Origin of the sequence: [Leptolyngbya] sp. PCC 7376, from assembly GCF_000316605.1 — a bacterium.
In the GTDB taxonomy this organism is placed as follows: domain Bacteria; phylum Cyanobacteriota; class Cyanobacteriia; order Cyanobacteriales; family MRBY01; genus MRBY01.
In genome coordinates this window covers 3,506,976-3,528,634 of record NC_019683.1, presented here as the reverse complement: position 1 = coordinate 3,528,634, position 21,659 = coordinate 3,506,976, and the positions used below count along the sequence as shown (strand labels likewise).

At 44.2% G+C, this 21,659-nt stretch carries 16 protein-coding genes; 7 read left to right on the top strand and 9 right to left on the bottom strand.

All coding sequences use genetic code 11. The features are described from left to right. Nucleotides 1-119: 119 nt before the first annotated feature. Nucleotides 120-857 carry a D-Ala-D-Ala carboxypeptidase family metallohydrolase gene (locus LEPTO7376_RS15895; RefSeq protein WP_015135171.1) on the bottom strand — a complete coding sequence of 246 codons (738 nt, stop codon included), beginning with the start codon at nt 855-857 and terminating at the stop codon, nt 120-122. Nucleotides 858-1,079: 222 nt separating this feature from the next. Here LEPTO7376_RS15895 and LEPTO7376_RS15890 point away from each other — a divergent pair, with 222 nt between their 5' ends. Beyond that, nucleotides 1,080-2,915: an ATP-binding protein gene (locus LEPTO7376_RS15890; protein WP_015135170.1), complete on the top strand. Its 1,836-nt coding sequence runs from the start codon at nt 1,080-1,082 to the stop codon at nt 2,913-2,915. Nucleotides 2,916-3,008: 93 nt separating this feature from the next. On the opposite strand, the gene petD is transcribed toward LEPTO7376_RS15890, so the two are convergent. Both petD and petB read right to left on the bottom strand, forming a co-directional pair. Then, nucleotides 3,009-3,491: a cytochrome b6-f complex subunit IV gene (gene petD / locus LEPTO7376_RS15885; RefSeq protein ID WP_015135169.1), complete on the bottom strand. Its 483-nt coding sequence runs from the start codon at nt 3,489-3,491 to the stop codon at nt 3,009-3,011. A 58-nt stretch (nt 3,492-3,549) separates the two neighbouring features. After that, nucleotides 3,550-4,218, bottom strand: coding sequence for a cytochrome b6 (gene petB, locus LEPTO7376_RS15880; RefSeq protein WP_015135168.1), 669 nt, complete (start codon nt 4,216-4,218; stop codon nt 3,550-3,552). 267 nt (nt 4,219-4,485) lie between these two features. Here petB and ctpA point away from each other — a divergent pair, with 267 nt between their 5' ends. Beyond that, entirely contained in the window at nt 4,486-5,724 is a 1,239-nt protein-coding gene (ctpA, locus tag LEPTO7376_RS15875; protein WP_015135167.1) for a carboxyl-terminal processing protease CtpA, read from the top strand. Nucleotides 5,725-5,746: 22 nt separating this feature from the next. Here ctpA and LEPTO7376_RS15870 read toward each other — a convergent pair whose 3' ends face one another. The 5 genes from LEPTO7376_RS15870 to LEPTO7376_RS15850 form a co-directional block, all read right to left on the bottom strand. Continuing rightward, nucleotides 5,747-8,890 (bottom strand): cyclic nucleotide-binding domain-containing protein, encoded by a 3,144-nt coding sequence (locus LEPTO7376_RS15870; protein ID WP_015135166.1) that lies wholly within the window; start codon nt 8,888-8,890, stop codon nt 5,747-5,749. A 90-nt stretch (nt 8,891-8,980) separates the two neighbouring features. Continuing rightward, a complete protein-coding gene (locus tag LEPTO7376_RS15865) occupies nt 8,981-10,417 on the bottom strand; it encodes an MFS transporter (protein WP_015135165.1) in 1,437 nt (478 codons plus the stop codon). A gap of 458 nt (nt 10,418-10,875) precedes the next feature. Continuing rightward, nucleotides 10,876-11,058: a hypothetical protein gene (locus LEPTO7376_RS15860; protein WP_015135164.1), complete on the bottom strand. Its 183-nt coding sequence runs from the start codon at nt 11,056-11,058 to the stop codon at nt 10,876-10,878. Between the two features lie 149 nt (nt 11,059-11,207). Next, entirely contained in the window at nt 11,208-12,044 is an 837-nt protein-coding gene (locus LEPTO7376_RS15855; RefSeq protein WP_015135163.1) for a CPBP family intramembrane glutamic endopeptidase, read from the bottom strand. Nucleotides 12,045-12,123: 79 nt separating this feature from the next. Continuing rightward, nucleotides 12,124-12,924: a DUF6816 family protein gene (locus tag LEPTO7376_RS15850; protein WP_015135162.1), complete on the bottom strand. Its 801-nt coding sequence runs from the start codon at nt 12,922-12,924 to the stop codon at nt 12,124-12,126. A 213-nt stretch (nt 12,925-13,137) separates the two neighbouring features. Here LEPTO7376_RS15850 and LEPTO7376_RS15845 point away from each other — a divergent pair, with 213 nt between their 5' ends. The 5 genes from LEPTO7376_RS15845 to plsY all read left to right on the top strand — a co-directional run bounded on the left by LEPTO7376_RS15845 (nt 13,138) and on the right by plsY (nt 18,533). Then, nucleotides 13,138-14,994 carry a WD40 repeat domain-containing serine/threonine-protein kinase gene (locus LEPTO7376_RS15845; RefSeq protein WP_015135160.1) on the top strand — a complete coding sequence of 619 codons (1,857 nt, stop codon included), beginning with the start codon at nt 13,138-13,140 and terminating at the stop codon, nt 14,992-14,994. A 38-nt stretch (nt 14,995-15,032) separates the two neighbouring features. Continuing rightward, nucleotides 15,033-16,127, top strand: coding sequence for a redox-regulated ATPase YchF (gene ychF / locus LEPTO7376_RS15840; protein ID WP_015135159.1), 1,095 nt, complete (start codon nt 15,033-15,035; stop codon nt 16,125-16,127). Between the two features lie 98 nt (nt 16,128-16,225). Further along, nucleotides 16,226-16,627: a DUF3119 family protein gene (locus LEPTO7376_RS15835; RefSeq protein WP_015135158.1), complete on the top strand. Its 402-nt coding sequence runs from the start codon at nt 16,226-16,228 to the stop codon at nt 16,625-16,627. A gap of 49 nt (nt 16,628-16,676) precedes the next feature. Further along, on the top strand, nt 16,677-17,840 hold the full coding sequence (locus LEPTO7376_RS15830) for a DUF3086 domain-containing protein (protein ID WP_015135157.1): 1,164 nt from the start codon (nt 16,677-16,679) through the stop codon (nt 17,838-17,840). A 45-nt stretch (nt 17,841-17,885) separates the two neighbouring features. Next, on the top strand, nt 17,886-18,533 hold the full coding sequence (plsY, locus tag LEPTO7376_RS15825; protein ID WP_398339576.1) for a glycerol-3-phosphate 1-O-acyltransferase PlsY: 648 nt from the start codon (nt 17,886-17,888) through the stop codon (nt 18,531-18,533). A gap of 74 nt (nt 18,534-18,607) precedes the next feature. On the opposite strand, the gene LEPTO7376_RS23740 is transcribed toward plsY, so the two are convergent. Next, the gene (locus tag LEPTO7376_RS23740; RefSeq protein ID WP_015135155.1) at nt 18,608-21,610 is read right to left on the bottom strand and encodes an EAL domain-containing protein; all 3,003 of its coding nucleotides are present in this window, start codon (nt 21,608-21,610) and stop codon (nt 18,608-18,610) included. Nucleotides 21,611-21,659: the final 49 nt, after the last annotated feature.

Here is a 21,659-nt window from a genome sequence, read left to right as displayed (position 1 = left end):
ACTCCACAACAAAAAAGAGATAGCCTTAATCGACGACCTCTCAAATGATGAGACAGCGCTCGGGGAAATTTATAAAAAAATCAACCTGATACTTGTCTCCAATTATTTATAAATATCTTTTAGAAACCATAGCTCCAGCGCGCCTTATAGCCTCGAGCATCAATGTGAGTGAAACAGCTAGCACTAGCGATCCCACCACGGCTACCCCACCAAGGCTCTAACATTCTGTTGACCTTTGGAGGTGAAATACCTGCGACAACAAAGTCAACCGCATCGCCAACCATATGACGTGAGCGCTTCGATCCGCCAGCTTTACGGTTACTAACCGGATCACGATACCAAGAGTTAATTGTGATGGGTTTCGCGCCAACATATTCGCGCACTTCTTCCATCACCTTCGCGATCTTGATAATATTCTTCGTTACAGAGCCATCAACGGGAATCCGACTACCATTTTTTGTGGCCTCAGCCCAACTGAAGTGACCGTTGGGAATAATTGGCTGACAAAGATAAACACTGCCATGACCAGGGAGTGTGATTTTTGGGCCAGAATAGGACTTGCTGATTTTGATTGTATTTTTCGCGGGCTGATCATTTGGCTTATTACCGGGCTCATTGCCATCAATAAGCACATGGGGAGGGTAGATAAACCAAGTCGTGCGGTTTTTGGGACCGAGGAATGTATTCTTAAATGCCACTTTGACATGACCATTGATCAAAGACATGTCATAGGAATGCACTGGGTATTCCTTGCCATCTTCAACAAAAACTTTTTGATCGTCGGTTAGGTCTGCACCCTGTTTAGGCTCTTCTTTAAAAAAAGTATCGACTTGAACGACCAGCTTAATATCAGACATTGATGCTGACACCTCATGTTTAAATCTCCCCTAAAAGATATCAAGGGATTTTCTGGTTGGAACAAGTCTAAAAACTTATGCAAAGAAATTGCAACATTTGTTCAATGGCGTTCATGGCCTAAGGTTAAAGCTTTGATCTCTTGTTAGCATAATGTTCGGAATCGTTAAAGGTGATCCTGTAGGATAAAGGCATGATCCCCTGCTAAAAAATGCTGGATACGTATGACCTTTGAGTTGAAAGATAGCGATAATCTTGTGCCTGTTAGCCAGCTCAATGAACAGCAGCAGCAGGCACTACTAAATATTGTCTATCGCATTCGTGAATCTCTGGATGTTCAGCAGATTTTAAATACAACGACCCTGGAGATCCGACAAATGTTGGGCGCGGATCGGGTCGGGATTTTTCGATTTAAGCCCCACTCTGGTTATCGTATTGGTGAGTTTGTGGCAGAGTCTTTGGGAGAAGGACTACCTTCGGCGATCGCCACCCCTGTGAGAGATCAATGTTTTGGCGATGAATATGCCCGAAATTATCAGAATGGCCGCATTCAAGCCGTTAGTGATATCCATAATGCCAATTTAAGTCAATGTCATATTGATGTCTTGGCGCAATTCAAGGTGCGAGCGAATTTAATTGTTCCCCTCCGCATTAAAGGTCATTTATGGGGATTGTTTTGCGTACATCAATGTCATAGTTCTCGGGATTGGCAAACGCAGGAAATAGAGTTCATTCGGCATCTTGGCCACCATTTAGACATTGCACTACAGCAAGGTGAATTACTTGAACATACGCTTGAACAATCCGCACGGCTGCGGTCACTAACTCAAGAACGCGATCGCTTCTTTAGCTTGTCCCCCAATTTATTCTGTGTGATTGATTTTGATGGTGAGTTTATCCGGGTTAATCCAGCTTGGGAAGATATTCTCGGCTATGTTCAGGATGAATTGATCAATAGTAATTTTTGGTCTTTTGTCCATCCTGATGATGAGGAACTCACGGAAGAGGCTTGGCGTAAGCTACAGGAAAGTCGAGGGCGTGAGGCGTTGCTACTAGAGCATCGATTTCGCTGTGCTGATGGGAAGTATAAATATTTATCTTGGTCTGGCACTTGCATTTCAAGAGAAAAACGAATTTATGCGATCGCCCGCGACATCACGAAGCGCAAGCAATTGGAATTTACCCTTGGTCAACGGACTCGGGATCTTGAACAAGCTTTAGCAAAATTGCAACAAACCCAAGTTCACCTTGTCCAGAGTGCCAAGATGTCAAGCCTCGGACAACTTGTCGCAGGTGTTGCCCATGAGATTAACAATCCCATGAATTTTATCTATGGCAACATTGGCCATATCCAAGACTATACAAGTGCTTTAGTCAATATTGTCGATGCCTATCAACAGTCTCATGAGGAGCAGCCGCCGGATATCGTAGCGCTATGTCAAGAAGCGGATCTTGAATTTATCCTTGACGATTTACCGGCGATTATCAGCTCGCTTCAATTGGGGGCAGAACGAATAAAGAAGATTATTACCTCCCTACGTAATTTTTCTCGCCTCGATGAAGCCCCTGTCAAAATGGCTAATATCCATGAAGGGATCGATAGCACGATTCTGATTTTGCAAAATCGCATTAAAGCAAAACCTCATCAACCGGAAATCACAATTCAGAAGCGCTATGGTGATCTCCCGGAAGTTGAGTGCTATCCAGGTCAGCTCAATCAAGTCTTTATGAATATTCTGAGTAATGCGATTGATGCGATCATTGACTCGAAAAAATCGAATAATGGAGTCATCTCTATTTCAACTGCTGTCCTAACTCATGAACAGGCGATCGCCATCATGATTCGCGATAACGGCTATGGCATGGATGAACAAACCTGTAATCGAATCTTTGATCCTTTTTTTACCACAAAAGATGTTGGTAAAGGTACTGGACTCGGCATGTCGATCAGCTACCAAATTATCACCGAACATCACCATGGCTCCCTTGCTTGTAAATCTCAACAGGGTGTAGGAACAGAATTTACAATCACTTTGCCGATCAACCAATCAACATCTTGATTTGATAGCTTCCTATTAAAAAATCGCCCCCACAGCAAAATGCTGTAAAAGGGCGATCGCCACATTCAAAAATATTGAACCAATCCTAAAAACTTAGAATAAGCCGAGAGTCAAAGACTCATCAATAGGGAAGCAAGAACCCGCACCGAGCCAAAGAGTAACAGCTGTTCCAAAGAGGAATACAGACATTGCTACAGGGCGACGGAAAGGATTCTGGAATTTGTTTACACTCTCGATAAAAGGAATCATCATCAAACCGAGAGGAACAGCACCTTGGCAAGCAATACCAAGAAGCTTATTCGGAAGAACGCGCAGAATTTGGAAAACAGGGTATAAATACCACTCAGGTAAAATTTCCAAAGGCGTTGCAAAAGGATTACCAGGTTCACCGATCATCGCAGGGTCAAGAATTGCCAAGCCAGCAACTAGACCGATGGTTCCCGCAATACAGATGGGGAAAGTGAACAAGATATCATTAGGCCAAGCAGGCTCACCATAGTAATTGTGTCCCATGTTTTGAGCCAACTTTGCCCGGAGTGAAGGATCACTGAGATCCGGTTTTTTCATGATAGACATGATAAAAGTTTCTCCTCAACAGTTAAGTCGTTATGAGCAAAGAAGTAAGAACTAATCCTTACAAAGGACCAGAGATACCTTGCTTACGGATCATGAGGAAGTGAGCCAACATGAAGACCGCAATTAACCAAGGCAATACGAAAGTGTGAATGCTGTAGAAACGAGTCAAAGTAGCCTGACCAACACTCGTGCCACCACGAAGTAGTTCAACCATTTGATCACCTACAACAGGAATCGCAGCGGGTACACCGGATACGATTTTCACCGCCCAGTAACCAACTTGGTCCCAAGGGAGGGAGTAGCCAGTAACACCGAAGGAAACGGTAATACAAGCCATGATTACGCCAGTAATCCAAGTTAATTCACGAGGGCGCTTAAAGCCACCTGTGAGGTAAACGCGGAAAATGTGCAAAATCATCATTAAGACCATCATGCTCGCAGACCATTTGTGAATGGAGCGAATCAGCCAACCGAAGTTAACGTCATTCATGAGGTACTGAACGGACGTGAAAGCTTCTGCTACAGTGGGTTTGTAGTAGAAGGTCATTGCAAATCCAGTTGCGAACTGGATAATGAAACAAGTTAGGGTAATACCGCCCAAGCAATAGAAGATATTGACATGGGGTGGAACGTATTTGCTAGAAATATCATCGGAGATCGCCTGAATTTCTAGCCGCTCGTTAAACCACTGATATAATTTTGAGTCGGTAACTTCTTTTGTAAACATGAAGCCTTATTAGAAACGAAAAATCTCTTTACAAAAATGTAACACAGCTTGATCGCCAAGGGAGTCTGAAAAGACGATTGTCACGTGTTTTGCTGAATCTTGTAACAATTTCTCTGGTCAATGCGTTGGGGGATTCGTAATTCGTCTTACCTTCCCCTATGCCACGAGAAACTCGCCATTGTGTTGTAGAAATTGTCTCGACTTCAAATCACGCTGAATTAGCTATAGTGTTGAGAACATTAAAGTCTTTTTCATAAAACTCGACGAATGCTGAGAAAACGCTTTTGGGCGATCGCCTGTGGTCTGTTACTAGTTTTAGGGACGGTTTTTGCGCCGGTGGATGAGGCTGTAGCCCTTACAGATGAGCAAAATCTTTTTCTTCAGGCTTGGCGATATGTGAGCCAATCCTATGTCGATGAAACATTTAATGACAACAATTGGTGGATACTACGCCAAAAGTTCCTCAAGCGTCACCTAGATACAACAGAGCAGACATACGATGCGATTACAGAGATGCTCGCAGTTTTAGATGATCCCTACACTCGTTTATTGCGTCCTGAGCAATATCGCAGCCTGAAAGTCAGTACTGCGGGAGAATTATCGGGCGTTGGTCTACAAATCAATATTAATCAGGATTCTGGGTCACTAGAGGTTATTGTGCCGATTGCTGGATCGCCCGCTGATGAGGCTGGGATTGAAGCAAAAGATCTGATTTTGGCGATCGATGGTGTTGATACAAAAAATATTAGTCTCGACGAAGCAGCGGCAAGAATGCGAGGTCGCAAGGGGACAACGGTTGCCCTCACTGTTCAGTCCGCCGCAACACAAGAAGTTAAAACATTAAAACTGGCGCGGGATACGATTTCGCTAAATCCTGTGTACGCGAAGTTGGAGGAATATGACCATCAAAAGGTCGGATATATTCGGCTAAGTCAGTTTAGTGCAAACGCTAAAGCTGAAATTGAAAAATCGTTGACTGATTTAGGAGAGAAAGGGGCAGATCGTTTTATTTTGGACTTACGGAATAATCCTGGTGGTTTGTTGCAGGCAGGTATTGAAATTGCACGCCTTTGGCTTGATCAAGACACTATTGTTTATACAGTGGATCGTCAAGGGATTTCTGATAGCTACAACGCGACGGGTAATGCGATCACTGATAAACCTTTAGTTGTGCTGGTAAATCAGGCCACAGCTAGTGCTAGTGAAATTTTGGCTGGGGCGCTACAGGATAATGGTCGTGCGCTACTGGTTGGTGAGAAAACGTTTGGTAAGGGACTCATTCAGTCTTTATTTGAGCTTCCCAATGGTGCGGGTATGGCTGTGACGGTGGCCAAGTACGAAACACCGCTCCACCATGACATTAATAAGTTGGGCATTATGCCAGACAAGGTGATTGAGCAAAATCCCATTCCCTATCGCATGATGGCAACATCTGATGATGGTCAGTATCAAGCAGCACTTGATTTGCTGAGTCAACAGTCTACTCTGGCCAATGCCGTATCTTAGATCTCCTTTTATCGAACTAACATTACTGCAAAATATTGCTTGATTCCGGCGATCGCAACTTATCTGTTTCCCGAAGTCTTTGGCTGAGAAAACGGCATATTTCGAGGATTATGTGGGGACGTTGGGTGATGAGGCTGAGAAACCGATTTTTTTCGAGTTTCAGTAATGTGCAGTCTGTTTGGGCGATCGCCCCGTCCCAAAGTGGTGCATCATCAAACAGCGCGACTTCGCCAAAATAATCACCGATGGTTAATTGTTTGGTGGTGCGGGGCGTGCCATCAATTTTTTTTCTGAGCTGGACTGTGCCCTCGGCAATGATATATAGATAAGCAGCCTGTCCCCCTTCATCGAAAATTGCAGTCTCTGCTAAAACTTGCGTTTGCTCAAGGCCATCATCGATCAACATCAACTCGTCGAGGGAGAGGTTGCGAAAAAGTTTGACCGTTTTCAAGAGCAACAGGCGATTCATAGCGGTTTTGGCGGGCACATGGGTTTCAAAGAGTTGTCCAGCAACCTGTTTTACAAAAGGGTCGGGATCATTCGCTAGCACTGACGGTACCATCTCTAGGGCGATTAGGGCGCCAATCTTGATCCAGCGATCGCCTGATTCCATCGCCTCAAGTAGTAAGCGGTAACCTTTCTCTCGCAACCATTTGGGTGTGATGTGGGTTGATGTTGTTTCTCTAGTTGGTTCGTCCTGTTCAACGAGGGCTTTAAGCTTTGGTAAAAGGGGCGTCACAAAACGGCGATGGTTGAGAGATGTGAGAAATTCAATCGCATTTTCAAGTTCTGCTTGGGCGTTAGTCGCTAGCAAACGGTTGATCACATTAACCGTTGGGGCATAACCGAGGGCTGCTAGTACAAATAAAACTTTTTGGGTGAGGCGATCGCCATAGTCTTGAATGGCAACCTGCAAAACTTTTAACTCTGGAGAGTCCGGCAAATCTGCTTGCCACTTCCGAGTCTGTTCTAAAAGTTTGTAGTTTGGCTCCAAATACCGAAATAAAATATCGCTGGCATATCGCGTTTTGACTGCGCCAATCGCCGTAATCGCTGCATTTACAATTTCTGGGCGTAAATTCTGAAGACTCGGTTGGGCAGCATCAATGCCTTGGCGACCATAGCTGGCAAGAGTTTTTGCAGATCTTTCGCGCACTCGTGGCTCTGGGTCTTCAAGGGAATGGGCGATCGCCTCAACGAATTCGGGACAACGAGCTTCCTGCAATAAATCTAAAGCCGCAATCCTCACCATCGGTTCGAAATGGCTCAGTTTACTGTGGGCAATGCTAGCAGTTTCTTGGTCCCCCTTTTGGGTCAACGGCAAAAGAGCTTCAAGTCCGGTTCGGATAATGTCAGGGTCAGTTTGGGTGAGAACAACATTGGGGATCAGCGGCGCAAAAATCGGATTATTACTGGTGGCAACAACACGGGTCATAATTCTGGCAGTGACTTCATTCAGCTCTTTACCCCAATCTTTCGGGAGCTTATCCCATTGCTGAAGTTCGGCGATCGCCCCCAAGGTTTGCATCTCTGGGCTGGAATGATTGAGCCAATCTTGAATTTGTTTGGGGCTAGGAATAAAGCGATTAATTAATAAAATTTCGAGGGCAAAAGCTTGCCAGTCAGGATTCTCTAAACGCTTTTCAAGACTCTGTTGTACCGTTTCTGAACAGTCTGTAAATAAGGCGATCGCCGCGCTATAAAGTTGCGGATCATCAGTGGCTGTATTTGGAGATAAAAGCGTTTCGACTTCCGGTAAAAATTGCTCGGGCTGATCCAGTCGTCTCGCAAGCTCTAAACCCTTGAGCTGGCTGTAGCGATCACCTTCCTTGAGGAGTTCCCGAATAGCTTCATTTGATTGGGCATTCAGCGGAATAGGGTCAAGGTCAAACGCATCCAAATCAATACTGTCAGAGCGAATCATCTCCTCTAAACCATTGGCATAAAAGCGCCCCATCGGCAGCCGCACCGCTAAGAAAATCAAGGTTAAACCTGCGACGAACCAGGCCATTTGTTGAAGGTCGAGATACATTTCTCCCAACCAGAGAACGACCCCCGCTAAGGTTAGTCCTATCGCATAAATTAGCCCATCACTGAGAGCACGAATACGCCCAACAAATTCCCGTGGAATGGCATTGTAATTAAGCTGGTGAATCGGTAAATTAATTGCTTTGTAGAAGGCATCGCCATTGATATGTAGGGCGATCGCCGCAGGTAGTCCAAAACTCGACAACAAAATCCCAAAACTGGTTAAAGTTGTGAGTGGATAAACAGGGTTGAGTCGCGCTACCCCAAGAATTTCTAATAACGGTCGTGTCGCCCCATAAATTACAACCACTTGAATCAGACTGATGACAATGCGCATTAATCCCAAAAAGCCTGTTAATGCTTGATCGCTGAAATTATCGCCGTAGATGTTAAACCATAAAAATTCTGAGCTGATGTAAATAATCACCAGCAAAAAGCTACTACTCGCCAAAAACAAACTGAGAGGATAACGTTTGACGAGTTCAGGAAAAGTTCGAATGGATTCCCAGAGTCCAACCGATTCAGAGCTTTGATTTGGTTGGGCTAATTGCCGCTGTGATCGCTCCAAATACAGCAGTTGAAAAATCCCTAAAACATAAAAAATCGGCAGATAAAATAGCAGATCCTTTGTGGCAAAGTAATGCGATAACAAGGTGGTTAAAGCACCGCCTAATAACGTCCCCACTGCTTGGGCGATGCCGATATTAGGGGCATAGCGTTTGTATTCGAGTGTGCTGAAATAATCAGTGAGGAGGCTAGGATACAGCACATTATTGTGAAAATCCCACTGAAAAAAGATCGCGATCAGCAGCAAATAGTACAGGTAAGGTGAATCGTAATTCAGCACAAAACGTAGACCGAGTATCACTGGCACAGAGCCAATCAGCACATAGCGAAATAATTTTGTGCGACTGTAGCGATCAACTAATTGTGAAAAGATCAAATAAGCTGGCATCGAACAAAGTCCGATCAAAGCAAAAGCGAAGGGTAACTGTTGTGCACCAACTTTGCTGACAAATAATGAATTGGCGATCGCCATGCCAAGAACGCTGTAAATCAAGACCGTTACAGCGAGGCACAATAATTGCAATAGTCGATCGAACTTGATAGAAAAAGGTCGTGAAAAAACAATCTGCACGGCTACTCTGATAGGTCGCTAAATATTTCGGCGTTTTGGGCTTTTCGGAATTGCGATTTCTCTATTATCTAAGGAGAGCTGCCGATAAAGCTATGAGATTAGCGGTTTTTCTGCCAGATCTTCCAAAATTGTTGTAGCAGTAACCAATTGATTATGGGGCGCTCCGACCGCTGATTGGACAAAGGGCATAAGCATGGCCGCAATCAACAGAAAGACGCCGCCACACACCACTGCAAATAAACGATTTTCGTGCAAAATATGCTCCATAATCCAACCGAAACCTAGTGCAATTCCGATTTCAGGGAGCACAATAAAAAAGTTAAAAATGCCTTGGTAAATACCGCGTCGCTGGGTCGGCAAGGCATGGGTCAAAATCGCGTAGGGAATTGACTGAGCACTGGCCCAAGTTAAACCAAATCCCGCCATCGAGAGGAGCAGTAGCCAAGGATTGTGGATAAAGAGCAGAGCAATTAGACTCATTCCTCCACACAGGAGACAGGTGATGTGAATGGCTTTGCGCCCGAAGCGACGAGCTAGCCAAGGCAAGACAAAAGAAAAGGGAATACAAACGATATTAAACATGGCGAAACAGAGTCCAGCCCATTCAATGCCTTCGTTATAAAGCGCCGAATTGATATCCACCGCGCCAAAAATATTGCGGGCGATCGCCGGAGGAAAGTAAATAAAAAAGCAGAAAATTCCTAACCACGTAAACATTTGCACCCATGCCAATTGCTTCATAGTTGGGGGCATCTCGCCGAGCACTTGCCAAGTCTCCTCTAGGCTATGGAAAATACCGCCCCGTTCTTCTTGGAGCTTGCCGAATTTTTCGAGGTCGGCGGGAGGCGATTCTGGTGTGGTGACAACTGTCCAAATTACAGTGCCAAGGAATAAAGCAGCTCCCAGATAAAATGACAATTCAACGGTTAACGGAATTTGTCGAGTGGTATTTGTCGAAGGATCAACACCCAAAATATGGTTAAACAACCAAGGCATCACTGACGCGGCGATCGCCCCGAGTCCGACCATCACACTCTGCATCGCAAATCCTTGAGTCCGCTGCTTTTTCGGTAAAAGGTCACCCACAAATGCCCGAAACGGCACCATACTGACATTGGCACTACTATCTAGCAGCCACAGCAATCCTGCTGCCATCCACAAACTTGAACAGCGTGGCATTAAGACCAAGGCAATAGATGCGGCGATCGCCCCGCCAAGTAAATAAGGCCGCCTACGCCCAAAAATCCCCCAAGTATGATCACTTAAATTGCCAATAATTGGCTGCACAATTAAGCCAGTCAAAGGTGCTGCAAGCCAAAGAATCGGGATGCTGTGGGCACTGGCTCCAAGATGTTCAAAAATCGAACTCATATTTGCCATTTGGAGACCCCAGCCAAACTGAATTCCCAAAAAACCAATACTCATATTCCAGAGCTGGAAAGTCGAAAATCTCTCCTGATCAGCCGTCTGTACTTCGACACTATTTTGCTGCTGCTGAGAGGTCTGTACTTCCCGAGCTAAATCCATATAAAAAACACTCCTTTAAATGCAGACCCTGCCAACGCCATCACCACTCAACGGTTTATCGTCTGCCGATTCCGTCCTTATTCTAAATAGGACAATAGTTACAGTGCCCCCGCCAGTAACAATCTGTACCTTAATCTTGAATCGATATCGCCCGAAACTCGTCTCGTAAATATTTTTAGGCAAAAAAAAGGGACTAACCACGACATGTCAATCCCCAATCTTTGTACCGACCCCAACTTGTACTGAGTGCGATCGCCCACCTGAAACGCCAGAAGAAAACGACGATCCGCATCAGTTAAATCTTACGAAATCTTTTTGATACTTTTATTGCAAGTGATTATTATTTTTTAGTCCGGTAAGCCTAAGGCTTTTTCAAATAAAAAATGTAAAAAGTCAATTAAAAACATTTGACAACTCCCAAAATGTGGCTTTTATTAGCATTGCATCATTAAACTAAATTACTTACTAGATGACATAGCATAGCCTTCCGAAAAGGCTTCTAAAACGTCAGTTTCAGGCTCTTCTGAATCAATATTTGTATCTAGATGATCACCAGATGCTTCTGCCAGAAACAGCTCTTGCCGTGTCATTCTCAGATAAGCAGCAATGGTGCTTGCACCACAGGAACGAACAATCCTCATTTATCTATAATCTTTCTCAATTAGTGACAATCGAATTGTACGGAGTACTAGACTACTTCGTCAAGTCTATTGCAAATAAAAATCAATAACTATAAAAATAAAGCTTGTGAATGCGGTTCGTGCGGTTGTTTGAAGTTTTGTATCGAATATTATGCAGGGGTTGAAGTTTTTTGCGATCGCCACATTAGCCAAGCCAAAAGTGACAGTCCGATAATGCCGCATAAGCCACCTAGAGGATTGCCATCAACACCTGTTATCCAAGGGGAAATATTGTTGTGATACTCAATTAAACCGCCCACATTAAAGATGTAATATCCCCAAACCAAGCCGCCATGTAGGCCAATCGGTTTACCGAGTCGTCCGCGACAGCCACGCTTTGCCCACACAAGGGTCATCCCTAATAGTGTTAAGCCTGGCAGGACAGGTAAAGTGCGAATCATTTCCATTAATGGTTTTAGAAAGTGGGCGATCGCAAAAATGCCACCACAACCCCAGAGCACTGTTGTTGGGCTATAGTCTCGCTCTAGTTCGTCGTAAATCCAGCCACGAAAAACTAATTCTTCAGCGAGGGCAACTCCCAAACCACTTAATGCTCCCTCTATCGCAAAGCGAATCAAAGTTGTTGACGGCGGCAAAATTGTCAGCAAACCTAGCAAATGTTCAATAATCAGTAGACCCCATGTAAAGCAAAACCCCAGCGCCAAACCTTGTAGTAGTTCGATGCCGTTGATTTTTTGCCACACTAAGCCGTACTGCGAAAAAGGTTTTTTTAGGTCATGCACTCGCTTCACCCAGAGGGGTAAATAAACGAGGAAAATCACGAAGAGTAACCCCATTGTCAAAATGGTAGTCAGATTCTCATCTTGCCGTAATAGTAGGTAGATTGGTGCCGCGAAGGGTAGCCAGAGAATGGCGAGAGATATGAAAAAAAAGCCTAGCCGTAATGGTGCTGGAGACTGCCGGCACAGTTGCCAAAATGATTTCAAAGGGTTACGAAAATTCGTCAACTCCTAATGTATCGCTAAGGTTCATGATCCAGAGAGAATTTGGTGGCGATCGCCCATTCTAAAAATCTGCCTTATTGTTTGCTTCAGGTATTTTCGCTAGTTCGAGCTCGTAGAGGTAGAGTGCCACAGGTTGAGTCTTTGCCTGAAAAAAATTGGGGTCATTGGGTGACAGATAAATCGCTGTAATTTGTTTCGCCGTAATTAAATCTGGTGTTTGTAAGGTGTAATCTGTCGTCGTCTCAACAGTATTGAGATAAATCTGTGGTGTCCCTCGAAATTGTTGTCGTGTAATTTCAGAACTTAAAAATTCTTGCCCATTTGGAAATTCAGTAACTCTAGCAGTAATAGTTGAAATTAGAGTGCGATCGCCATTGAGACGAGTCAGTTGTCTATTTGGATTTGTTGGATCTACTTTGACCGCTCGCAAACCAGCTTCACCCAAATAGGCTGTCGCAATTTCTGTGCCATTAAATTCTCGGTTCGCAACAATTGGGCGATCGCCACTCAGTAGCTTTGGTAAGGCAAAAGCTTGTTGAGCAAAATATTGCTGTGGCTCAAACTTCACACAAAAAATTAGTGGCTGATCGATAAATTGACGATTTTGCTCAAAACCTGGTGTCACAATCTCTGGCGCTAAAGGCGCGGTTTGCTCGCGGAGAGTGCTGCTTACTTGCCATGTTCCCTGCATCCAGTCTGGATAAATTAAATCCTCTGACCCTTGAACTGTTTCAACCGAGGGTAAATTTGACCAATTAGGATAATCCTGGATGCGATCTTGTAAGGTTTCTGCCCAAGCCATCGTTGCGATATTGCACCACAAATAAATGGCAATACTTAGTATTTGAAGGGGTTTAAGCATGTTTGGGTCAAAGACAATGAAAAGCAAGATATTGGTAGACGCTCAACCAATAGATTAATTAATAGTGTCGAAACTGAATGTCGATGCTAAAACTGGACGATCAGACAACGCTTACTAAAAATTTACTGAAAACATCCAGAATTTATCGTGAATTGTACGGTTTAGGGGGGATTTTGTTTGTCAGAATAGGTACTGTCATCTGCGATCGCCCTGATGGTTTACTGCCTCAACTACCATTGTCCAAATCCTGAAAACCCTGACAAAGGAAAATTTTGTCTTCACTGTGGCCAAAAATTATGGCTCAGTGATCGCTTTGGTGGACTGAGTTTAATCCAGCATGGAGTAAAGGGTCGAACGATTCTCGGAATAGATCGCGGGACAAATCCTGTAAGCTATTGCGTCATTAAGCAATCTCTGATTACAGGGAGTGTAATGCCCCAAGACTTTCTCACAGAGTTCAACAAAAATCTCACCCAACTTGAAAAATTAGGCGATCGCCGCGAATTCCCCAAAATTCTCCACAGCGTTATCCCGCAACATTTAAAGCCCTCTGAGCTGTTGCCGATGATTGTCTTCGAAAAAATCACCGGGGAATCTCTTTTACAACAGCTCAATACCCATGGCTGCTTTAAAGAAGAAGAACTCGTCGATTTTTTGCAAGAAATCCTGCCATTACTGCAAATCATCCATGACCATGGCCTGGTCCATCGCGATTTAAGTCCAGCAAATTTAATTTTTACGCCTGAAAAATATTGGACAATTGTTGATTTTACAGCAGCAAAAGTGACATCAAAAGTTGCCAATGCCCATCCTGGCACCCTTATTGGCTCAGGGATTTACACGGCACCGGAGCAGCTCCACGGCAAAAGTTATCCGGCGAGTGATTTATATAGTTTAGGGATCATTTGTCTAGAGCTATTGACGATGATGCACCCCTTCGAATTATTTAGCGATCACGAAAATCGTTGGGTCTGGCGCGACTTTTTAACCACTCCGATCAGTGACTCCTTGGCAAACTTATTGGACATGCTCATTGAAGATCGGGTTGGTGATCGCCCTGCTTCTGCCCAAATGGCCCTCGACCATTTACAAGGCAAAATATCTTTGCCTATTCCTATACCTGTCCTCACCACACCCAAACCCAGTCCACCGCCACAAAAATCCAACCCCGCATCACCAAAGCAAACGACTCCTCCGACAGAAGAATGGCATTGCTTTAAAACCCTAAAGGGGCATCGTGGTTATATCAGCGATCTGAATTTTGATGAGACTGGTCATTTTTTGGTAAGTGCGTCAGCTGACCAAACTATTCGGGTTTGGAATACTGAATATTACTGGGAAGTGGGTTGTCTGAGGGGGCATCGCGGTATTGTGTCAGCAGCAACTTTTTTCGGCTCCCAAATTATTTCGAGTAGTTGGGATTATACGGTGCGGCTTTGGGATTGGCGCACCAAAACCGAGGGCGATCGCCTCGAGAAACGTCAAGCCTGGATTACTGATTTAGTTCTATTGGAGAACAAACATAAACTGGCAACCCTTGGCGCAGATCATCATATTTCTCTGTGGGATCTGAAAACCAAAACATTTTTGGATAGCTGGCAAGCAGACAGCTCCGGATTAATAGATGCAGACGGCCTATCCCCTGTCGTTGCTAGTGCTAATCACCACGACATTCTCCTCTGGCAAAATCAAAAAGCAATTAGTAATCTATCCGGTCACCTCGACCAAATCACAGCCTTTCAAATCAGTACGAATGGAAAATTTTTAATCAGTGCGGGTGCCGATAATACCCTCAGGGTTTGGTCAGTTTTAAACCGCAAGTGCGACAAAATTTATCAGCTCAATAATCCCATTCAAACCATCGCCATCTTTCCGAACAAACGCTTTTTTGCTGCGGGCGATGACCAAGGAACCCTTCATATCTGGCAACTTGGACAGGAACATCCCATCACGAGTCTCTCTGGACACCGAAGTGCAATTAGAGCGATCGCCATTTCCCCAGACAACCAAACCATTGCCACAGGCAGCCAAGATAAAACCATTAAACTCTGGCGATTCGGGATACAATGACCACCTAAATTAAAAACCCTGATCTCCAGAAAAAATCCATGCTACGAGCCGGAATCGTCGGACTGCCCAACGTCGGAAAATCCACCTTATTTAATGCCCTCTGCGAAAATGCCAAAGCAGATGCCGCAAATTTTCCATTCTGCACCATCGAACCGAATGTTGGTGTCGTTGCAGTTCCCGATCCACGCTTAGGTGTGCTCGCTGAGCTTTCTAAATCTGCAAAAATTGTGCCCACCCGCATGGAGTTTGTTGATATTGCTGGACTTGTTGAAGGCGCTAGTCAAGGGGAAGGTCTCGGTAACCAATTTCTCGCCAATATCCGTGAAGTCGACGCAATTGTCCACGTGGTGCGCTGCTTTGATGACGACGATATTATTCATGTTTCCGGCTCCATTGATCCTGTCCGCGACATCGAGATTATTAACCTTGAGTTGATTTTGGCGGATATGTCTCAGGTAGAAAAACGCCTTGAGCGCGCCAAAAAACAAGCAAAAGGTAAAGCGAAGGAAGCCATGCTAGAGGTGGCTGTCCTCGAAAAAATACTTCCTATCCTCGAAGATGGGAAACCCGCTCGCCAAGTAGAGCTAGATGCAGACGAAGAAAATGCGATTAAAGCCCTTGGTTTATTGACCCGTAAGCCTGTTATCTATGCGACCAACGTGTCTGAAGATGATCTTGCAGAAGGAAATGAATGGGTTGAACAAGTTCGTGGTGTGGCAGCCACAGAAAACGCCCAAGTTGTGGTTGTTTCCGCACAGGTAGAGGCAGAACTTGTGGAATTAGAGGAAGCAGATAAAGCCGATTTCCTTGAGGCTTTAGGTGTTTCGGAAGGAGGATTGCAATCCTTAATTAGTGCTACCTATGAGTTATTAGGTTTAAGAACCTATCTCACCACAGGGCCTGAAGAAACAAGAGCTTGGACAATTCTCGTTGGGATGAAAGCACCTCAAGCAGCAGGTGTGATTCACACTGACTTTGAAAGGGGATTTATTCGAGCTGAGACGATTGGCTACCAAGAGTTAGTAGATTGCGGTTCGACCAATGCGGCTAAAGAAAAAGGCTTACTGCGCTCTGAAGGAAAAGAGTATGTGGTTCAAGAAGGGGATGTAATGCTATTCCGCTTCAATGTTTAGGATTTCTGAGGGGTGGCGATCGCCTCTTCGCTTTTACCTGCAAAATGTAAAAGTTAGAATTAGACCAACATCACCGTCTGCACCCTACTTATTTGGCCATGACTTCTGCCCAACCTACAGATAATATCCCAGCGAATAATCCCCAAGTTGTTGAGCTTAAACCCAGCTACAACATTCCGATTATCTTGATCACAGCCGGGATTAGCATTGCCTTTTTGCAAATTTGGGTCGGTGGCATCATCGGGTTATTTGGTGCCTTTTTGCTGATTCAAACCCTGACATTGCGTTTGCAATTTACAGCGACAGACCTTGATATTTATCGGTTGGGTGAGCGGATTCGTCAGTTTCCTTATGCCGAGTGGCAAAACTGGCGGATTTTTTGGACAAGAGTTCCAATCCTGTTTTACTTTAAAGAAGTCAAAAGTATTCACTTTTTGCCCATTATTTTTGACCCGCGCACCCTACAAAGCGAACTAGAAAAACACTGCCGTCGCAATTAGGCTGTTCTGCGATTAACCCTGCATTCACCGTGCGCTTAGGATTTTTATTATGAGTTCAGACCCCCAAGATAGACCGAAGTTAGACCTGAAACCAGCGCCTCCACAACCCATTGATCTACCTTCTGGTGATCAATCTGGTGAGATTGGTGAGGAGAAATCTGTAGAGGCGATCGCCGCACCTAACCTCCCCGAAGTTGCAGCGGAAATAGTCGAGACTGAATCTCCTGAATCTAAGACGCTTAAAGAAGAGCTTGTCGCCCTTGAAGAGCAAAAAGCTGCTTTGATTGAAGAAATTGCTTCTCTAAAACAAGAGAAAGACGCGCTCTTTAATGAAGAAACGGGTGGTCTACAAGAGCAAATGCAGCAGTTTATGACACAAAGTTTGCAGACCCTCGAGGCGAAACAAGCATCTCTCCAAAAATCTGTTGATCAGCTAGAACGTCGTCGTAACCGCATCCGAGAAGAAATGCGTACGACTTTTGCGGGAACGTCCCAAGAAATTGCGGTACGTGTGCAGGGATTTCGAGACTATCTTATGGGTAGCCTCCAAGATCTTGTGATGGCGGCGGAGCAGCTTGATTTTCCAACCTACGACGATAATTGGACATCAGCACCCACATCAGCTCCAGAGCCTGAACCTCAAAAAACAAAATTAGAAGTACCTCAGTTTACAAAGCAGAGTTTTGCGGCGCGGGTAAAAAATATCGAAGATACTCTCAAGCAGTATCAAATGTCTCCCGATTATTACGGCCCACCATGGCAACTACGCCGAACCTTTGAGCCAATTCATGCTGAGCGTGTGAAAAAGTGGTTCTTTGAACAGGGAGGTCGTGGCGCTGTGCGGAGTATTGGCAGCCGTTTGCAAAATATTTTGGTTGCGTCCGCCAGTGTTTCTGTTCTCTACAATATGTATGGCGATCGCCTGAGAGCCTTAATTTTGGCCAACACCCCAGAAAGATTAGGGGAATGGCGACGGGGATTGCAGGATTGCCTGGGCATTTCACGGAATGATTTTGGTCCTAATAGCGGTGTGATTTTATTCGAAAATCCAAATGCTTTAGTTCAAAAAGCAGATCGTCTCGTAGAAGATGATAGACTACCGCTAATTATTATTGATGAGGCTGAGGACAATATCAGTCTGTCGCTGCTGCAATACCAGTTATGGCTTGCATTTGCGCCAGAACCCCAGTCTGATTCTTCGTATTTCTTCTAGTTCTAGCGTCTTTTTCGGACATTACTTCGGATCTTCGTTATGCATATTTTTTTAGCGATCGCCGCAACTTTTTGTTTTGTTGCGTATATTTTGGGCTCTATTCCGACAGGTTATCTAGCGGGGAAATGGTTGCAGGATATTGATATCCGTGAACATGGCTCTGGTTCGACAGGCGCAACAAACGTTCTACGTACTCTCGGTAAAAAAGCGGCGATTGCCGTTCTGCTCTGTGATGCATTGAAAGGAATGGTTGGGATTTGCCTTGTGCAACTACTATTTGTCCATCCCGAATGGATTGCAATGCCTCCTGCATATCGAGATTGGATGATCGTTGGTGCCGCATTTTGCGCTGTGATTGGTCACAGTAAATCTATTTTTCTTGGTTTCCGAGGTGGTAAATCCGTCGCAATTAGCATTGGTGTGTTACTCGTCATGACACCGCTAATTGCCCTCGGAACCGTTGCAACATTTGGTTTTGTGATCGCGGTTAGTCAGATTGTTTCCCTGAGCTCGATTAGCGGGGCGATCGCCGTAATGGTGTTGATGATTATCTTCCAGAAGCCATTGCCTTATATTCTGTTTGGTGTATTTGCAAGCGCCTATGTGATTATCCGCCACCGTTCTAATATCGAACGTATTTTTGCGGGAACAGAACCCAAAATTGGCAAAAAACTAAGTCAAGAAAACCCCTAACATCGACACAAATCACACTGCAATTTAAATCCAAACTCGTGGATTATTAAGTTGCCAAAAATCAGATTTTGGCATCACACTGACTGCTGCAAAATCACATTAATATCGTCAGCAGGTAAAGGTCGACTAAATAAATAACCCTGACCAAAATCACAATTCAAATCAGATAATAAATCCTGCTGTTCCCGAATTTCAACACCTTCAGCGATCACCTTAAACCCTAAATTCTTACTTAAAGCTGCAACTGTTTTGACAATTTCATAGTTTGTACTGTCAGCTTGCATCTGTCGGATAAAAGACTTATCAATCTTGAGATTGTCAGCAGGTAATCGGTGCAAGTAACTCAGAGAAGAGTAGCCAGTCCCAAAATCATCAAGACTAATCTGAATACTGCGAGCTTGCAATTCTCCCAATAATTCCACTGTTTCGCTTAAGTCTTTCACCAAAATCCCCTCTGTCACCTCAAGGGTTAAAAATTGACCATCTAGACCAATTTTCTTCAAAATCTTGTCTACTCTGCCGACGATATCAACATTCAGGGTTTCAACAGATAGGTTAACGCTCACTTTGAGTGTTGCTAAATGAGGGTAAGTTAAATGCCATTTTTGTAATTGAATACAGGCTGTTTCTAAAACATATAAATCTAAATCGGCAATAAGACCTGATTCTTCTGCGATTTGAATGAATTCATCAGGAGGAACCATTCCTTTCTGTGGGTGATTCCATCGGACTAATGCCTCAAACCCAATTAGCTTGCCAGTGTTCATGACGACAATGGGCTGATAATGCACAATGAATTCTCTACGGGCGATCGCCTGCCGTAAATCATTGCTGAGATTGAGACGGCGTACGGCCTGCTCATACAATGCATCATTAAATATTTCGTAGCAAGCTCTCCCACTTGCTTTCGCTTGATACATTGCTAAATCAGCATCCCGCAAAATATCGGCAGCTTGATCATAACTGTGATCCGCAAGGACAATACCAATACTCGGTGACATAAAAATATGCCGTTCATCGAGTAGAAAAGGCTTCTGAAACTGTGTCTGAATCTGTTCTGCGATCTCTACTGCTTCCTCAATATCTCGGACATCGTCGAGTAATAAAATAAATTCATCGCCACCAATGCGTGCGGCAAGATCTGGTGGCTGAATGGAATTTTCTAAGCGACGTGCAACTTCAATTAATAGGCGATCGCCCGCTAGATGACCCAAACTATCATTAACAACTTTGAACTGATCCAAATCTAGAAATAACAGCGCACATTGATAATTAATTGACCGGTTTAAATGCACAACCGTTTCATCCAATCGCTCCATCAACAAATTACGGTTCGGTAGATTCGTTAAAGCATCATACAGAGCATTATGGATAAGCTGAGCCTCCATGGCCTTTCGCTCACTGATATCCTGAAAAACAGCGACAGCCTCCCGAATCTCTTGCTGTTCGTTATAAATTGGAGACGCCTGCACTTCAAGGGAAATTACCCGATTATTGCGGTGCAGCTCAATATCTTCAGTACGAACAAATTCACCTCGTAAAGCACGACTAATCGGAATCTCTGCTGAAGAGTAACGCGTTGAGGTTTGAGCAGAGTAAATACCGTAACTTTCAAGCTGATCATCTAGAGCCACTGCTTGAACAAGCTCATCATTCAGTAATTGATGTCCAACTTGATTAAGGTAAGTCAACTCACCATCAGGATCATGGACAGCGACCCCTACAGGTAAAGCATTTAGTAACTGATTTAAGCGGCTTTCATTATCAGATAAAACTTGATTGAGCGATCGTAACTGAGTAAAAGAAGCTTCAATTTGATCCGTCATCTGATTAAATGACTTTGCCAACTCGCGCACTTCCTGCACATGGCTCAAAGGAACAGTCTCACGTAAATTGCCTCGGGCGACTCCTTTAGCTGCCGCATTAAGGTCAGAAAGGGGATTTGCCACTAAACGCGCTGTCACAATCCCAGAGTAAATTGCGACAACAAGAGCCCCAAAACACAACAAGATTGTTATCCGAGTATTCTCATTGATTTGAGCCATAAAATCTGACTCTGGAATCGCGACAATAATCAACCATTCAATGCCCCAATCGTCTTGATATGGCAAAACATCAACGAAATAATTTTCTCCAGCAATCCGATAATCAAATTGCTGCATCTTTTTAATGGCGTCCAGGCTACCAAAGTTGATCCGAAGGTACTCCGTTGTTTCTCGAATAACATCATCATTACTATTCGCCGCTTGGATACGCTGAGTTCGATTGTCCGCGTCAGTTAAAAAAGGTTGAGATAACGTTGAACTGGCAACGAGATCGCCATTTTTTTCCACAATAAATGTTTGACCTGACTTGCCCACCTCTAGTTCGCTGAGAAACTCACTGACTGCATTCAGAGAGAGATTATTACCTAATACGCCTTGCAAATTGCCATCAGCATCTTGTAACGGTACGCTAGCTGGCAAATCAATTTGAGGGATAACCTGAAGGGCAAAAATATTCCCCCATGTATCTGTCTGTGCTTGAGTGGCGGCCTTGTACCAAGGGCGTTCTCGAATATCGATAAAGTTTGGGATATCTCCCTTGAGAGTTTCTAATTGACCTTGGTCGCCAGCTTCATATATTTCGGCAGGGGTATCAAGAGATTCTCGTTTTACAAAAATAAAATCTCCGCTATTGGTAATCCTTTGTGCTGCTACAAATCGCCCTTGCTCGTCACCATAATAGATAACGCCTTTTGATTCAAAAAGTTGGAGTTGTTCCCAAAAGTATTTACCAAGATCTGATAAATCTTCCGTTTGTAATAAACCGGATTGAATATTTTTTTTATTGATCTGATTAACGAGGTGGGATGTTTCGAGGTATGAATCTAAATGCTGTTCAATTCTTGCAGCGACCTCGTCTTGAAGTTGACTAGAAAGATCAACGACTGCTTGTTGTCCGTTACGGAAAGATAACCATCCTGTGAGGCCAACAACGGTCACAATCTGAGTCACAAAAGGCACAACAAGGACGACATTTAAGGGGACTTTCCGAAATATTTTCCCGATTTTATCGCTGATAGGCCTTTGATTCATTCCGACGCGACAAGACTATTACTTATGTCATTACAGCACAAGTGCCTAA

Bases quoted from the DNA above. Each gene is read 5' to 3' on its own strand.
- LEPTO7376_RS23740 (WP_015135155.1), bottom strand. From the start codon at position 21,610: ATGAATCAAAGGCCTATCAGCGATAAAATCGGGAAAATATTTCGGAAA.
- LEPTO7376_RS15890 (WP_015135170.1), top strand. From the start codon at position 1,080: ATGACCTTTGAGTTGAAAGATAGCGATAATCTTGTGCCTGTTAGCCAG.
- LEPTO7376_RS15830 (WP_015135157.1), top strand. From the start codon at position 16,677: ATGAGTTCAGACCCCCAAGATAGACCGAAGTTAGACCTGAAACCAGCG.
- petD (WP_015135169.1), bottom strand. From the start codon at position 3,491: ATGTCTATCATGAAAAAACCGGATCTCAGTGATCCTTCACTCCGGGCA.
- LEPTO7376_RS15860 (WP_015135164.1), bottom strand. From the start codon at position 11,058: ATGAGGATTGTTCGTTCCTGTGGTGCAAGCACCATTGCTGCTTATCTG.
- ctpA (WP_015135167.1), top strand. From the start codon at position 4,486: ATGCTGAGAAAACGCTTTTGGGCGATCGCCTGTGGTCTGTTACTAGTT.
- LEPTO7376_RS15845 (WP_015135160.1), top strand. From the start codon at position 13,138: ATGGTTTACTGCCTCAACTACCATTGTCCAAATCCTGAAAACCCTGAC.
- ychF (WP_015135159.1), top strand. From the start codon at position 15,033: ATGCTACGAGCCGGAATCGTCGGACTGCCCAACGTCGGAAAATCCACC.
- LEPTO7376_RS15850 (WP_015135162.1), bottom strand. From the start codon at position 12,924: ATGCTTAAACCCCTTCAAATACTAAGTATTGCCATTTATTTGTGGTGC.
- LEPTO7376_RS15895 (WP_015135171.1), bottom strand. From the start codon at position 857: ATGTCTGATATTAAGCTGGTCGTTCAAGTCGATACTTTTTTTAAAGAA.
- petB (WP_015135168.1), bottom strand. From the start codon at position 4,218: ATGTTTACAAAAGAAGTTACCGACTCAAAATTATATCAGTGGTTTAAC.
- LEPTO7376_RS15865 (WP_015135165.1), bottom strand. From the start codon at position 10,417: ATGGATTTAGCTCGGGAAGTACAGACCTCTCAGCAGCAGCAAAATAGT.
- LEPTO7376_RS15835 (WP_015135158.1), top strand. From the start codon at position 16,226: ATGACTTCTGCCCAACCTACAGATAATATCCCAGCGAATAATCCCCAA.